The sequence below is a fragment of the Thermococcus aggregans genome (assembly GCF_024022995.1).
Lineage (GTDB): Archaea > Methanobacteriota_B > Thermococci > Thermococcales > Thermococcaceae > Thermococcus_A > Thermococcus_A aggregans.
Genome location: NZ_CP099582.1, coordinates 617,221 through 632,837, shown reverse-complemented (window position 1 = coordinate 632,837; position 15,617 = coordinate 617,221). Strand labels below are relative to the sequence as shown.

General features: G+C 42.6%; 12 protein-coding genes. 4 read left to right on the top strand and 8 right to left on the bottom strand.

From position 1 onward, the window contains the following. Window positions 1-106 precede the first annotated feature (106 nt). Window positions 107-1,309, top strand: a complete 1,203-nt coding sequence (locus NF865_RS03555) for a hypothetical protein (protein ID WP_253305222.1) — start codon at window positions 107-109, stop codon at window positions 1,307-1,309. Continuing rightward, window positions 1,288-2,448 (top strand): tripartite tricarboxylate transporter permease, encoded by a 1,161-nt coding sequence (locus tag NF865_RS03550; RefSeq protein WP_253305221.1) that lies wholly within the window; start codon window positions 1,288-1,290, stop codon window positions 2,446-2,448. The genes NF865_RS03555 and NF865_RS03550 overlap by 22 nt, the downstream gene beginning before the upstream one ends. Before the next feature lie 13 nt (window positions 2,449-2,461). Here the strand turns inward: NF865_RS03550 and NF865_RS03545 are convergent, their stop codons facing one another. Further along, window positions 2,462-2,776, bottom strand: coding sequence for a DUF5748 family protein (locus tag NF865_RS03545; RefSeq protein WP_253305220.1), 315 nt, complete (start codon window positions 2,774-2,776; stop codon window positions 2,462-2,464). 74 nt (window positions 2,777-2,850) lie between these two features. Here NF865_RS03545 and NF865_RS03540 point away from each other — a divergent pair, with 74 nt between their 5' ends. Continuing rightward, complete coding sequence (locus NF865_RS03540; RefSeq protein WP_253305219.1) at window positions 2,851-4,053, top strand: class I SAM-dependent rRNA methyltransferase; 1,203 nt, start codon at window positions 2,851-2,853, stop codon at window positions 4,051-4,053. A 98-nt stretch (window positions 4,054-4,151) separates the two neighbouring features. Here NF865_RS03540 and NF865_RS03535 read toward each other — a convergent pair whose 3' ends face one another. The 3 genes from NF865_RS03535 to NF865_RS03525 form a co-directional block, all read right to left on the bottom strand. Beyond that, window positions 4,152-4,898 (bottom strand): RlmF-related methyltransferase, encoded by a 747-nt coding sequence (locus NF865_RS03535; RefSeq protein WP_253305218.1) that lies wholly within the window; start codon window positions 4,896-4,898, stop codon window positions 4,152-4,154. Window positions 4,899-4,928: 30 nt separating this feature from the next. Then, window positions 4,929-6,197: a serpin family protein gene (locus NF865_RS03530; protein WP_253305217.1), complete on the bottom strand. Its 1,269-nt coding sequence runs from the start codon at window positions 6,195-6,197 to the stop codon at window positions 4,929-4,931. A gap of 75 nt (window positions 6,198-6,272) precedes the next feature. After that, a complete protein-coding gene (locus tag NF865_RS03525; protein ID WP_436317664.1) occupies window positions 6,273-7,535 on the bottom strand; it encodes a M20 family metallo-hydrolase in 1,263 nt (420 codons plus the stop codon). Window positions 7,536-7,766: 231 nt separating this feature from the next. On the opposite strand from NF865_RS03525, the gene NF865_RS03520 reads away from it, so the two are divergent. Next, complete coding sequence (locus NF865_RS03520; protein WP_253305216.1) at window positions 7,767-8,582, top strand: MBL fold metallo-hydrolase; 816 nt, start codon at window positions 7,767-7,769, stop codon at window positions 8,580-8,582. On the opposite strand, the gene glmM is transcribed toward NF865_RS03520, so the two are convergent. The 4 genes from glmM to NF865_RS03500 all read right to left on the bottom strand — a co-directional run bounded on the left by glmM (window position 8,550) and on the right by NF865_RS03500 (window position 15,616). Next, window positions 8,550-9,920, bottom strand: a complete 1,371-nt coding sequence (gene glmM, locus NF865_RS03515) for a phosphoglucosamine mutase (RefSeq protein WP_253305215.1) — start codon at window positions 9,918-9,920, stop codon at window positions 8,550-8,552. The genes NF865_RS03520 and glmM overlap by 33 nt on opposite strands. A gap of 30 nt (window positions 9,921-9,950) precedes the next feature. Further along, window positions 9,951-10,367 carry a UPF0146 family protein gene (locus NF865_RS03510; protein WP_253305214.1) on the bottom strand — a complete coding sequence of 139 codons (417 nt, stop codon included), beginning with the start codon at window positions 10,365-10,367 and terminating at the stop codon, window positions 9,951-9,953. A gap of 35 nt (window positions 10,368-10,402) precedes the next feature. Then, complete coding sequence (locus NF865_RS03505) at window positions 10,403-11,521, bottom strand: ABC transporter ATP-binding protein (RefSeq protein WP_253305213.1); 1,119 nt, start codon at window positions 11,519-11,521, stop codon at window positions 10,403-10,405. Between the two features lie 66 nt (window positions 11,522-11,587). Further along, window positions 11,588-15,616, bottom strand: coding sequence for a glucodextranase DOMON-like domain-containing protein (locus tag NF865_RS03500; RefSeq protein ID WP_253305212.1), 4,029 nt, complete (start codon window positions 15,614-15,616; stop codon window positions 11,588-11,590). Window position 15,617 lies beyond the last annotated feature (1 nt).

Here is a 15,617-nt window from a genome sequence, read left to right as displayed (position 1 = left end):
TTCTCTTTTTTTGTTCAGCTTTGAGCGAGCTTATTGCTGATTTTACAACATATAACAAACCTTACACCCAAAAACTTTTTAACCCCCACCTTTATTACTACTAATCATGATTAAATTAATGAAACTTGGAATAGTTTTAATGGTGACCTCTCTTTTCTCTATTTTGCTACTCTACTTAATAGGGACAGAGAGCACTAGCCCAGTATCATTAGAAATAGCAGATGAAGGGGACTTGGTAAATTTTACAGGACTCTGTGTTTATTCACAAGAGGGCTTCAGCGTTTTATACAATGGAGAGGATACAATTGTTGTATATGAGACGTTGGATATGGATAAAACTTATGAAGTCATGGGCAAACTCCTCGACGAATCAAAACATTCTGTAGAAGTCTTTGAGATAAATGAAACGTCTCACAGCACCCTAATCCTAGAGTCGCTTCAAGGAGCTTTCTGGATCGATTATTCATGCTATCTTTTAACCCCCCAGAAAATCAAACTTAGCAAATGCCTAAACGCTAACAAGGGTGAAATGGTTGATGTCTATGGCCTTTTCTACGGAAGTGAATTCCATGTTGTTGATTACATTCCCAAGGGATTCTTGAAAACTCCAATGGATAAGATGCCCTTTAAAATCAAAGGAGTTGTTATTCGAAATACGACTCCAGCAACAATATGGAACGGCAGCAAAGAATTCAACGTATATCTACCCTACAAAACCAAGCTGGCACTTGGCGATAAGGTCGAAGTACTGGGAACTGCAAGGCTTTACTCAACGCTGACAATCTATGTGAACTCTCCCGAAGACGTGAAAGTCATTGGAAAAGCAAAAACCGTACCCATTGGAAAGGAAAGAATTGGTGAGATAGCACATGGAGTATGCCAAGTTACGAAAACGGGCGTTTCTTTAAGCTTAAACTGCACGGAGTTGAAATTGTACGGGTTCTCAGCTAACTTTGGAGACATCATAGAGTTCCATGGCATAAGAAGGAAAAACTCCCTTTATTGCATTAAATGCACGGTAAAAATTCCCAGAGAGAAACTCCCAAATTCAATCTGCTCCCCTCTACCTAATGTCCCCCTTAAAATACAGGGGAAAGTGGAATGGGTAAAACAGTACAAAAACGGCTTCGGACTTGCCAATGTTACAGATAAAAACTGTTGGATTTTACTCAAACTCCCCAAATCCCTAGGAATCTCCTTAGAGACAAACCAAACAATTACAGCCTTTGGCTTTTATACCACTTATCGAGAAAAACCTGCCTTTGAAATACCTTCAAGGGATGATATATGCTTAAATGGGTCTTGTTAGGCATTTTGTTTGGGACTGTAACAGGCATTACGCCTGCCTTACACGTTAACACCCTAGCGTCTATTGTTGAAACCCTCTTAACCTCGCCGGGAGGGTTCTCATATGTGATGCTTCTCTATTCAATGGGTTTGACACATACATTCTTGGATGCATTCCCTTCAACGTTTTTCGGGATCCCAGAGGAAGAAACGGCAGTAAGTATCCTTCCAGCCCACAAACTTGCCCTTCACGGACAAGGGCTTGAAGTCATCAACATATCTCTAAAAGCAAGTCTCTTGGCAGTAGTGTTTGCTATTCCTTTAGCTTTCCCCTATGTTGTGTTGGCGGAGCATTACACCAGCGCCTTTGGAAAGGTTGCCGTGTTTGTGCTCGCTTTCCTTCTCATAATCACAGAAAAAGGCGTAAAAAGAATATACGCCTTGCTAATTTTCCTTATTTCTGGCATCTTTGGACTTGTTGTTGATAGGCTTCCCCTTAAGGAGCCATATTTCCATGTTTTTGTTGGGCTATTTGGAGTCTCCGCCATAGTGTTTTCCCTAAAAAACAACCAGAAGATTGAAATAGGAAACGCAGATATCCAAATGTCAAAAAGAAGGTTTTTAAAGTTCTCCTTTATCGGCACATGTTTTGGGATGCTTGCTTCTCTTTTACCAACGTTTACGTCATCGCAAGCAGCACTTTTGGGGAGTTTCTTCTCAAAGGATGAGCGGACGTTTCTAACAATAGCTTTCTCAGTCAACACTTCAAATTTCGTTTTCAGCTTGGTTAATTTTTATGCAACTGGAAAAACTCGAAACGGCATCTTAGTTCTGATTAAAGACCTGTACTACCCTCTAAGCTCTAAAGAACTAATCATCCTGCTCCTTGTAACTATAATAACGAGCAGCATTATTAATCTATATGGCTTGTCACTCTCAACAATAATTGGGAAGGCGATATCAAAAATAGACTACACAAAACTAAATCTGGGAATACTGCTTTTTATAGCAACTGCGTCTCTTTATTTTGACGGGATACTTGGGTTAGGAGTTCTTCTAACGGCCGCAACAATAGGGATTAGTACCAGTATCCTTAAGGTAAAACGAACAACCTGTATGGGCGTTTTAATGCTCAAAATAATGATAACTAATAATTCGTAAAAAGATAGAAGAGCTAAAGCTCCTCTTTCTTTTCTTTTAATATCTTCTGGAAATCTGCATAATCAGTAACAATTTTAACCCCTTCAAGTGTCTCGAAATATGCCTTTTTAATTTTAATCTTCCTAACATCGGTATACTTCATCTCAGGAGGGTCATATGAACCGGGCTCGACAATTTCGTCTTCTATTACGTACGTTTTAATTTCTGGCTGCCCTACATACTTCCAAACTTCATAAAAAACCTCTGGGGCTAAATGGATCTCCCCATCTACCTCTGTATAGTCTGCCCCAATTGCATCCAGAAACTCTTTTATTACTTCTAAGTTCATAGAACTCACCCCATATTATATATAGAGGTCAAGGGTTAAATACCTATCGCCTCAACTCTGGAAGGGTGAGAAAAATGAGCAAAGTAGGGGGTAAAGTGTATGTTGACGCTCAAGCTTACAGGGCAATTGAGAAAGGAGCGATGATTGTTTTCAAAAAAGGTGTGATACGAACAGAAGGCGAGATTAAACCGGGAGACATAGTGGAAGTCTACTCCAGAGGCGGGAAATTCCTAGGAAAAGGATTTGCCAACCCCAATTCAAACATAATGGTCCGCTTAGTTACAAAGGAGAGAGACGTAGAGATAAACAAAGAGCTGTTCAAGGAGCGCATAAGAAAGGCAAATGAGTACAGAAAGAAAGTTTTAGGATATGACAAAGCCTACAGAATGGTGTATGGAGAAGCAGATTATCTGCCAGGTCTGATCGTGGATAGGTTTAACGACATAGCATCTCTCCAGATTTCAAGTGCAGGTATGGAGAAATTCAAGCTTGAGGTTGCAGAGGCAATCCTTGAGGTAGAACCCGAAATCGAAACTGTTTTTGAGAAAAATACCGGAAGATCAAGAAGAAGAGAAGGCCTACCTGAGATAGAAAGGGTCTTGCTTGGAAAAGAAAAATACCGCACGATCATCGAAGAAGGGAACGCAAAGTTCATTGTGGATATGAGGGGTCAAAAAACTGGGTTCTTTTTAGACCAGAGAGAAAACAGAATCGCACTGGAAAAGTACATTAAGGGCGGAGAAAAAGTACTTGATGTCTTCACATACACAGGCGGTTTTGCAATTCATGCCGCAGTTGCAGGGGCAGAAAAGGTTGTTGCAGTTGATAAGTCTCCATCAGCAATAGAACAGGCAAAAGAGAACGCCAAACTTAACGGTGTTGAAGACAAAATGGAATTCATTGTCGGATCTGCATTTGGAGTTATGGAAGAACTGCAAAAAAGGGGAGAAAAGTTTGACATTGTGATTTTAGACCCTCCGGCGTTTGTACAGCATGAGAAAGACCTTAAGAGAGGCCTCAGGGCATACTTCAACGTAAATTATCAAGGCTTAAAACTTGTCAAGGACGGAGGCATCTTGGTAACAGCTTCATGCTCCCAACACGTTGACATGCAGATGTTCAAGGATATGATAATAGCCGCCGCAGCAAAAGCTGGAAAGTTCCTAAAACTCCTTGAACCCTACAGAACCCAAGCACCAGACCATCCGATATTAATGGCGTCTAAAGACACCGAATATCTGAAGTGCTTGTTCCTTTATGTAGAGGACATGAAATGATTTGGCATCAGACCGTGGGCGTATCTTCATCGCAGTGCTCAGTGGAGGTGCTTTCTCCTCATTTGCCATACTTTTTGTGCTGTAAGTTCAATATAAGTCTATCGTTTAAAGAATATCAACGAGTGCCGATATCTTGTTCCTACTCTAAATTTGATATCACGGTATGTATAGCCCAGCTCCACACCCCTTTTAATTACTGCTTTGAGCAAGCTTGGCTTGTCCGGTAGAAACAGCGCCACTTTTCCATTTTTCTTCAAATATCTCCATCCCTCTTCAAGAATTCTTACGGAAAAAGCCTCCCCATACTTGCCTCCACCCAGACCTTCGCGCTCTGTCAAAACACCTTTTGTAGGTTTCTCGTAGTACGGAGGAGCAGAAAATATCACATCAAACTTCTCACCTTTTGGGATTATCCCCTCGATAATTTCTCCATTGCTTTTTATAAGCCGCACTTTGGAACTGTTTGCGGAAATGTTGGCCTTTGCATACTCAAAGAACTCTTCATCCACTTCAGTTGCCCACACTTCGCAGTTGAAAAGTTTATCCGCCATTATTGCCATTAAAGCAGAATGCCCAGTCCCTATTTCCAGGACTTTTTCTCCCCCTCTCAGAAAAGTTTTTAGAAATATAAAGCGGGAAATTGGTGTCGTGATAAGCCCTTTAGGATGATATTTGACCTCAATACCAAAAACAGCTCTAGCGATTGCTTTGTTATACAGAATTCTTGCCCTTCTGTTTGATAAATCCAACCTGCCCTCATCATCAAGATATTTTTCAAGCTCGGGGAAAATTTTAACCGCTTCTCTAACTGGCAGTCCAAGCTTTCCATCTTTCCACGAGGGCATAAAAAGGATTGGAAAAAGAAGCTTAAAAGTTTAGCCTCTTGGATCCATCAGCCTGCCGATGAATAAAACTGCTCCTGTTTCTCTGTCCCTAATGAGAAATATGAAAGGATGATCTGCTCTGAAAACCTTGGGATGCTCCTTGCTTGATGGAGCAGCAACTGTCATGCCTACCCCTGTCGCAGCAGCAGCTTCAGTGCCACTTTCAGCGACCCTAATGAAGGTCTTGTGAACAACGACACTTATCATAAGCTTATCTTCAGCTATCCCAGAAAAATCAGCTTTATTTGTAAATGCTTCCCGTATTCCCATCTCCTGAAGAACATCGTTCAAAATGTAAGATTTTTCAAAGCTAAATTTGGGAATAACAACCTCAACTTTTTCCACTTTCATACTGCTCAGAATATTCTCCACAAATTCTGAAGTGAGCTTTTCTTCGAGGACACTTATATCATTCTCTTTCGGCAATATTATGAGCATCGAAAGTCTATTGTCTTTATAAGGCATTTCTAAGGCTTGGAATTCTTCAGTTTCCATATAATTAAAACTGTTTACTTGATGCATCATTTCGACTTTTATCTTTTCACCTGAAGTAAGTGTAAAGGTCTCATTGTACGTGTTCTCCGGCTCAAATTTACTTGACCAGTTAGCCTTGAAGTAAATCGCATTGGTTATTACGAGCCTTGTAAATTCGTCGATAGCACCTGGAGGTATTAGGTTGGCAATTTTTCTCTCAGTCTGTCGTTCAACCCACTCGTTTATAGTCTTTCTTGACCCTTCAGGGTCTTCTGAGAAGTCAAGCTCTCTAACATCAGCAAAGTAGTATCTCCTTATGACATCGATGTAATCTTCCTTGATGGAATAATCCTTCTGGATCCAGAGAGCACTTGCAGTTCTCAAGATATATGCATCGCTTGCAGGGTTGTTGATCCTCAAAATCAGGTATCTGAATTCCTCTCTTCTCTCCAAATCATCTTCCGGAAGATTGAGAACTTCTCTCATCTCATTCCTCGTCGTACCTTCGGCTCCTTCGTACAGCATTGCAAGAGCCGTCAAAATGCTGTAGGGCGATAGAAAGATGTTGTCTTCCTTCTTAGGGAGATGGTGATAGAGAAGAAATGCGAAGTCGTTAACGGGCGGTATTTTATACCTAAGAGTGTCATTGTGCGTGTACGGAACAACAGAGGTTGATTCCGTATAACTAAGGGACGGAAAGTTAGTATTGATGCAGCCGCTTGCAAACATTATACCAACAAGAATGAGCACCAGTAGTGGGCTTATAATTTTTCTCACTAACCTCACCATAAAAAAGTTAAGTGATCACGTATAAACTCTTTTCCATTGTTCCAAATAATTTTAGAGAATAGTTAAGAAAAATCAGAGAAGGGCTAAGGCGGCCATTATCTTTGCATCTTCGACCATGTTTTCAATCTTGGCGTACTCATTGGGCTGGTGGGCAGTCTCATCAAGAGTGGCCCATACAACCGCAGGAATTCTGAGCCTTCTGAAGTAGGCTGCAAAAGTTCCCCCGCCTATTCCTCCAACTTTAGCCTCCTTTCCCCTGAACTCCCTTATTGCCCTCTGCAAGAGCTTGACAATCTCACTATCCTTGGGAGTTGGTGCTGGAGCATCAAGTCTCTGTAAAACCTCTATCTCTATCTCGGGCAATACTTTGCCCTCGATCTCCTTCTTGTATTTCTCCTTAACCTTCTCAGCGAGATCTTGGGCATCACTTAAAACCTCATCCAGCTTGTATTGGGGTAATACCCTGCAGTCAAAAACAACCTCATGCTCTCCCGGAGCAATGTTCGGAGCATCGCTTGGATTACCTCCCATTGTGGGTTCAAAAGTGCTCTCTGGAGGATCAAAGAGCTCATCCCTTGCATTGTACTTCTCATGGAGGAAATCATCAAGGGCTTTCGCATAATCAATGGCAACCCTGTGAGCATTTAATCCCAATCCCGGCATGCTTGCATGAACCTGCTTGCCCTTAACCTTAATCTTCATCCAGAGAATGCTTTTCTCAGCAATTTCTATGAATGTTCCCTCTTCATTTCCACCGTCAGGCACTAGTACTAGGTCGTCTTTTTTGAAGAGTTCCGGGTGGTTCTTCATCAACCATTCTATACCATATTTACTCCCAGTTTCCTCATCACTCACGAAAGCGAGAATTATCGTCCTCTTAGGCCTTATCCCAAGGTTCATCAAAGCCCTGACAGCATAAAGTGAAGCCACTAAACTCTGACCATTATCCTCACTACCCCTGCCATAAACTTTACCATCCTTTACAACAGGCTCGAAAGGCTTTGTAACAGTCCACTTGCTCAAATCTCCTGGAGGAACGACGTCCAAGTGCGTAAGAATCCATAATCTCGGGCTTTCTTCGCCTTGTTCACCATAATAGTACGCTAGAATGTTTGGCCTTACACCGTTCTTTGCTCTTGGGTCGGGAGCATCATAGCGTTCAATTTTGTCAAACGGCCAGTCTTTTATTATTTCGAGTAGCTTCTGAGCCTTGTCATATTCGCCCTCCCCACCACTATCCGGACTAATTGCCGGGATTTTAATAAGCTCTATCAAAGTATTCACCATCTCATCCCTAAAAGACTCAATTTCCCTAAAAACAGCCTCCATATTCATTTGCACCACCATTTTTAATTTTGAACTCTCCTTAAAGTAATTTTTGGTTCAAACTTGTAGTATGCAGGCAAAGTTGATATAACAACTAAGAAAAACACTTCAAGAGGTTACTGAAACAGATAACAAAAATCAAGTAATGTTTTCAGTGTTCCTCAATGGTGTTATCCATAGAACTTATATAGGCATTTACTCCAACTATTAATATCGCTAAAAAAGCGGAGGGAGGGGACATTGGTAGAAATAATTTTTTTGGGAAGCGGTGGCGGAAGATTCATTACAATAACGCAGTTCCGACCTACCGGAGGGTTTTTTATAAACTCAAGTAAGAGGATATACATTGACCCCGGTCCCGGAGCGTTGGTTAGAGCATGGAGATACAAGATAGACCCAAGAAAAATAGACGTACTTTTTGTTTCCCATAGACACACTGATCACTGCAACGATGCCGAAGTTATGGTAGAAGGGATGACAGTGGGGGTTACAAAAAAGAGAGGTGTCCTTATAGCATCGAAAAGCGTAGTTTATGGAGACGAGGACCACACTCCCGCAATCTCCAAGTACCACCTAAATTCATTAGAGGAAGTCCATATCCCAAACCCGGGAGAAAGAATACAGCTCGGAGAGGATGAAATGACAATAACGCCTACCGTGCACTCAGATCCAACCACAATAGGCTTCATCTTAAAAACCCCAGTAGGGAAGATTGGGTATATCCCGGACACAGAATATTTTGAGGAGTTGAAACACATATACAACGGTGTTAGGCTGCTAATAGCTTCAGTGACAAGACCAACAAACATGAAGATTCCCTACCATCTCTGCACTGAAGATGTAATTTACATGCTAAAAGAGATGAGCCAAAAGCCAGAAATGCTTATAATGAGCCACATAGGCATGAAAATGCACTTTGCAAACCCATACAAAGAGGCCAAGTTTATAGAAAATACTACAGGAGTAAAGACTTTGGTCGCAAAAGAAGGATTCAAGGTTAAAATGGAAAAAAACGATATAAAACTAAGAACTCTTAGACCCGCTAGAGAACTCTGAAACCAGTTTGGTAACCAAGTTGTATGCCAAGTTAAATAGCTCTTCTCTTCTTTTTTCTGTGGTTCCTTCTACAACGACCCTTATTTTTGGCTCGGTTCCACTTGGCCTCACCAGCACCCAAGATCCATCTTTAAGGTTTAACCTTATGCCGGAAATCGTGATAACTTCTTCAATTTGGTCTTTCAAGAGCTCTTGCAACTGTTCTTTTACCTTCTCGACAACTTGATATTTTATTTCATCCGGACACTTGACATTCTTTTTAATCATATAGTATTTTGGAATGTCCTTAACTATCTCCGAAAGGGGTTTTCCTTCTTGGTCTATTATTTTTATCAACAGCCCAATTGTCACGAAACTGTCAATCCACAGTCCAAACTTGGGGTGGATAAATTTCCAAGGTTCTGATGCAAATATTGCATTGTATTTCTTTATTCCATCGTGAAGCTGACCCAAGGGAACCCTGTATACTTTTCCGCCTTCTTCCTCAACAACCTTATCAATTCTAAAGGAGGTGTTTATTGAGACTACAATGTTTCCTCCTCCGTGCTCTCTAGCGTAAAGCCTTGCAAAGAGGGCTATTAAGGTATCCTCCTCTACATAGTTACCCTTCTCATCAAATACTGCAATCCTATCCGCATCTCCATCTTGGGCAATTGCTAAATCAAATCCCAGTTCTCTCACAAGATCACTTAAATACGCGATATTCTCATATCTCGGCTCGGATTTTCTACCGGGGAAGTGCCCATCAGGATGAGAATTTAACGTTACAACTTTTGCCCTCATCTCTCTCAATAGGTAGGGAGTTATCAAACTACCAGCTCCGTTCCCCATATCCAGGAGAACTTTCAATTTAGTCTCGTGATTTACATAGTCTAATATGTCCTTAATGTACTGTTCCCTTAGGTCTAACTCTTTTACGCTTCCAATTTTGTCCCATGAGACCGTTTTGTAGCTCTTAGAGAAAATTATTTTTTCTAATTCTTCTTCCTGCTCCAAGAAGAACTCTATCCCTCTCTCGTTAAACACTTTAATGCCGTTATCACTGGGCGGATTGTGAGATGCTGTTATCATTACACCGGCATCTCCAAGCTTATTTGTAGCCCATGCAAGCATTGGAGTTGGGACAAGGCCGATTCTAACAACGTCCACACCAGTACTCAGCAAGCCACTAACCACGGCACTTTCAAGCATTACACTTGAAGTTCTTGCATCTCTCCCGACAACTACTGTACCGTGATCGATATACGTACCAAGAGCCTTTCCAACATTTAAAGCGAGCTCTGGAGTAACTTTTGAGTTAATAGGACCCCTAATCCCTGCAGTTCCAAACAGCCTCATCGTATCACCATCTAAATCTTAGGTGCCAATTTATATATCTTTTTCATATGGCTTCCAAGTGTAAATAGGCAAGCCCCCATAATTTTCAAGCCTTAGAATTCTGGGCATGGAATCAAGAGAAAATGGCAAAATGTACATGGGAATTTTGAGCAGTTGAGCTAGTTTTAAAATTGGCTTAACAATTTCCGGGGTTGGCCGAATAGAATAGATAGCAACGGCGTCTCTATATATTTCCAAATTCGGCGAAAAAACATTATCAACATAAGCTTCCAGCCCAAGTTCTTTGGCCTTTTTAACTGCTTCTGGATTCCAATCCACAACTAAAACGTCTCTCCCAAGATTTTTTAATTCCAACGCTACCCTAAAGTTGAACCCCACTCCTATCTCTGCGAATTTCCCAGTTGGATGTCTCTCAATTAGAAACCTGGCAAGTTTCTCAAGACTCATGGGAGATACAAGAAAAAGAGAAGTTAAAAAGTTTTTCAAAATACTGCCTTTTTGGTGTTTTTGTCAAAGATGTGAATCTTCCTCATATCAAAGACAACATCTACTTCCTGACCCTCCACGACCTTGGACTCTGACCTGAATGCACCCAAAAACGTCACTTTCCCAACGCGGAGGTGGACTATCTTCTCGTTTCCCAAGTTCTCTATTATGTCAACCATTGCCCTGACCATATTCTCCCCGGGAATCTTTACCTGAGCGAACATCGCATCATAGAGGTCTTCTGGCCTGATACCAAACACCACCTCTTTCCCAACATAGCCCTTCTCTTCCAGCACTTCAAATTGGTCTGGCAGAAGCTTAAGCCTGAATTCTCCAAAATCTACGAAGCCGTCCTCGGTTATAGTAGCATCAATGAAGTTCATCGGCGGCGAACCTATGAACCCAGCGACAAACATGTTCGCAGGCTTGTCGTAGACCTCTTCTGGAGTTCCAACTTGCTGAAGCACACCAGCATTCATCACAGCAATCCTGTCACCCATCGTCATGGCCTCAACTTGGTCGTGCGTCACATAAATCGTCGTGACTCCAAGCTGTCTCTGAAGCTTCTTCAACTCAGCACGCATCCTAACACGAAGCTTTGCATCAAGATTGCTCAACGGCTCATCCATCAGAAAGACTTGTGGCTTTCTCACGATTGCCCTGCCAAGAGCAACGCGCGGCCTCTGTCCGCCAGAGAGTTCTCTTGGTTTTCTGTTCAATAGTTCGCTCAAGCCAAGCAGCTCAGCGACTTCCCTAACCCTCTTGTCAATCTCCTGCTTCGGAACCTTCCTCAGCTTGAGCGGGAAGGCAATGTTATCGTAGACAGTCATATGCGGGTAGAGAGCATAACTCTGGAAAACCATTGCAATATCCCTATCCTTTGGTGGGACAAAAACTCCTTTCTCGGGGTCTGCAACGAGTTTGTCACCGATATAGATTTGACCTTTTGTTGGTTCTTCAAGACCAGCTATCATTCTGAGGGTTGTAGTTTTACCACAACCCGAAGGTCCGAGCAAAACCATGAACTCGCCATCCTTAACTTCCAGATTCATGTCTCTAACTGCAACAAACTCACCAAACTGCTTCCAGACACCCACAAGCCTAACACCAGCCATTTAAATCACCCCTTGATTTCCAGTTTTTTGCTGATCTTTTTAAAAATAATTATAAAAAGGGAAAACTCAGCTCCTCCTTCTTCTTAGTAAGGGGATTAGTGCCAATCCCACGAGTGCTGCTGGTCCACAGATTCCTCCAGTTTCTGTTGCGCTTGGAGAGCTTGTTGGACTCTCTGTTGGGCTTGGGGAAGAAGTTGTCGGGCTTGGAGAGGTAGTTGTTGGGGAAGTTTCACTTGGTGTTGGACTTTCAGTCTCAGTTGGGGTCTCAGTTTCGGTTGGTTTTTCTTCAACCCCAATCAGCGGTGTCATTTTCACTGTTGCCCTCTTTCCATTCTTTGCGTCGTAGCTGCTTAACTGCTCCTCTTGTGTTGGTTTAAATCCTTCTGGAACTAAGAGATCGTAAACTCTCGGAACTACCCCAGCAATTACTGCATCAGCTGGAGCTCCGCCGCCCTTCCACTCTTCGGCATCAACCGCAACAGGCCTCCACTTATCAGGGCCATAGCCATCTTGAGAACCAACTAATACAGCCCCATACACTTTGCTGTCTTTGCTGATCTCGAGATATTTCTTGGGAACTTCTACTATAATTGCGTTTTTAGTTGGATCGGCTGATATCTTCATTTCTCCTTGGTATACAGTGCCGTCTGAAAGGATTATTATGTTTCCGTAATCCCAACCTGCTATCCTAAGAGCTACATCCCATGGGTGTTCTGGGTCGAGATCTACGTTGCTTCCCGGCCCGTCAGGGAACATTTTGATTGCCGAGGTGTTTCCACCTTCCTTAAAGTCGAAGTACGCTTCAATTATCTGCAAGCTAAAGCCATTGGGGCCGTTCCATGGATTACCGCCAAGGTCTGCAAAGTAGAATTCCAAAGTATAGGTCTCTCCAGTGTCAAGCATTCTGAATTTGAGTAAATCCAAGTGTCCGGGAACAAAGACCTTATTGGTTGGATAAGTGTATGTTCCAAGCCCGTGATCGTCTCCCTGTATGTCGTTAACTTCCACTACTACATTGGTAGCTGCTGTTACTGGTACCATTTTTACTATTGCCCTCTTTCCACTCTCTGGATCGTAGCTACTTAGCTGCTCTTCTTGTGTTGGTTTAAATCCTTCTGGAACTAAGAGATCGTAAACTCTTGGAGCAACTCCGGCAATCACCGCTTGTGGATCAGCTCCACCACCCTTCCACTCTTCGGCATCAACCGCAACAGGCCTCCACTTATCAGGGCCATAGCCATCTTGAGAACCAACGAGCACTGCCATGTATTCCGGTACTTTTGGAAGATATTTCTTCGGGAGCTCTACCACAATCGCATTTCTTGCAGGATCGGCTGAGATTTTCATTTCTCCCTGGTAGCTGGTGCCGTCTGGAAGCACAATTATGTTTCCATAGTCCCATCCAGCAATTCTTAGGGCTAGATCCCATGGGTGTTCTGGATCAAGGTCTACATTGCTTCCCGGTCCATCGGGGAACATTTTGATTGCTGAAGTGTTTCTACCTTCCTTAAAGTCGAAGTACGCTTCAATTATCTGCAAGCTGAAGCCATTAGGTCCATTCCATGGGTTATCGCCGAGATCCTTGAAGTAATATTCAAACACATAGGCACTTGGCTTTTCGATGATTCTCACTTTGAGCAAGTCTAAGTGTCCCGGAACAAAGACCTTGTTAGTTGGATAGGTATAAGTTCCAGGCCCATGGTCGTCTCCTTCAACGTCCTCAATCTCTGCAACTACAACTCCCTCAACCTGCTTTGGAAGCTTCACTTCTATTGGAGTCGTTATTGTTTTGAGTTCTCCTTGGTCATCTACCGTTGACACTGCAAAGTAGAAGTCAGAGGGACTGTCCAAGTAATCAAATGGAAGGACAACTTCAATTCCTTCGTCCATTTGCTTGACATCCAGTTCACCAATTTTTTCATAGTTCTCGTAGTCTGTAGCCTTATAAACTTCCGCTTTTCCGTCTTTCACGAGGATGTGGGTTGTTATCATAAGGCCAACGCTGTCCTTGCTGAATGGGAAGATATCATATCTGAGCTCACTTGGTTTGGTTTGAAGAAGCGTGAACGTATTGCCCATAATCTTTCCAGGCTCAAATATGCTTATTTCAAAATCTTTTGTGGTTTTAACGACAAAATGCAGCCCTTGCTCGTCAAAGTAGAGTTCAACTCCAGCGGCAAGTGGGGATAAGCTTGACCAGCTCTTTTTCTCCCCCTCTAACAATCCAGTGAGTTCCCTTGTTATATACGGCTCTCCATTGGGGAAGTAGTTTCCAAAGAGATAACTTGGCACCTCTAATCCTGCGAACTTGTACATCTCATAGAGATAAGTCTTAAGATAGCGGTCAAATGTATAATCCTGGCCGCTGTCTTGATCGCTTCCATACCACCAGAACCAGTCACTCGCCTCTGCCCTCAAGAGATACTCGTATGCGGTATCCCAATCTGCAACTTTATCCTTGTTCTCAAATAAGGTCTTTCTAGCCAGATAGAGCCAATACCATCCTAAGTTCTCCTGGGGTTCTCCTATCCAGGTAGAAAGTGTTCCGTCAATCCAACTGGATTCCGGCCATTGCATGTTCTCTTCAACGCCAACCATCTCATAGAGCTCGCCAAGGCTCTGAGCCTCTAACAGAGCATTGACTTTTTCTTCTGTTGTGAAATCTAGCCTCTTCATGAGCTTTGGAGTGAGCTTGTTTGCTTTGTCCCCGTACATCTGGATGTACTCACTTGGGGTTACAGTCCTTATCAGACCCTGGTTTTGAAGCTCGGTAAGCTTCTTGTACAGCTCTTCAAGGAATATCTTGCCATCAAATGGGTAGTGCTCCCATGGGTTCTCTCCATCAAGGGTTACAACATAAACAAGGCTTCCATCATAGTTCTGCTTTTGTATCTTGAGAAGCTCATTGACAAAGTCCTCAACTGCTTCATACTGGTTCATTCCTGAGTACCTGAAGCCAACCCTATCGCTCAGATCGTGGTTTCTTGGGAAGAGGTATATTTTCTTACCATTGAACTCAGCTACCCATGGTTTATAGTAGTTTTCAATCGTATTGGGAATTCCAAGAATGTCAAGAACCATTTGGTCAGTCATTACCCACTTCCATCCATTGTTAGCCAGTATCTCAAGAGTCTTGTCATTTAGTGCACTTTCTGCAGCCCATCCTCCTTGAGGCCCAACTCTGTTATCTCCCAGATACTTCTTATAGAGCTCGTGGGCTTTCTTTACGTGGGCATCAAAATCCTCGTACCATCCGAAATCGTTGAGAATTGGGCCGATTGGATGAGCGTAGGGAACTACAGTAACTTCAACATTTCCATTCCCGAGGAGGAAGTTTATCTTTTCGTGCTCCTCAAACGTGTGGTTGAGAAGCCACATTTGGTGTTTTAGGACGATGGCAGCGTCTTCTCTTGTATATCCTCCCACGTCGACTTTATCGTAAAGCGCTTTAAGTTCTGGGGTGCTAACAATATAGTTGTAATCAGTCCAAGCCAAGTTGAACAAAACAGCTAGGTCAATGTAGTCTTGCTCCGTAAACTCGCTAGTTATTTTTACTTTTTGCTCCTCTAGCGGCAAATTGGCGTACTTCTTAAAGACACTGTTTCTTTTCTCTTTGAGTTCCGTATATCTGTCCCACTGGTCTCTATAGGGATTCCCGTTTTCATCCGCAACGGGCTCTCCATCCCAAGGTATTGTGTGGTCAAAGAATCCTCCGGGAGCTTGAAGCATAAACCATTTCTCTTCAAGTGTTAGGGGTTCGCCATTTGCTATTTTCTCCGTAACTATTTGATAGAGATCCTTTTTTCCGTTCATGTAATCGGCGAGCTGAGCAATTAGAGAACCTGACAGGTCTATAGTAACATGTACATCTGGGTATTTGCTGAGGTAGTTTGCCATTTTCCAATAATTATTGGCTGCATGTAATCTTACCCAGGGTCTAGTGTAAATGCCTTGAACTGGATCGTAGTAGTAGGGCTGGTGCTGATGCCACACGATAATAACGTTCAGTGGCTTCGGTTCTTCTGCCTTCACACCTACTTCAGCAACACTTAACGCAACTAAAAATATAAAAAACATTGCCAAGCCTTTTTTCATT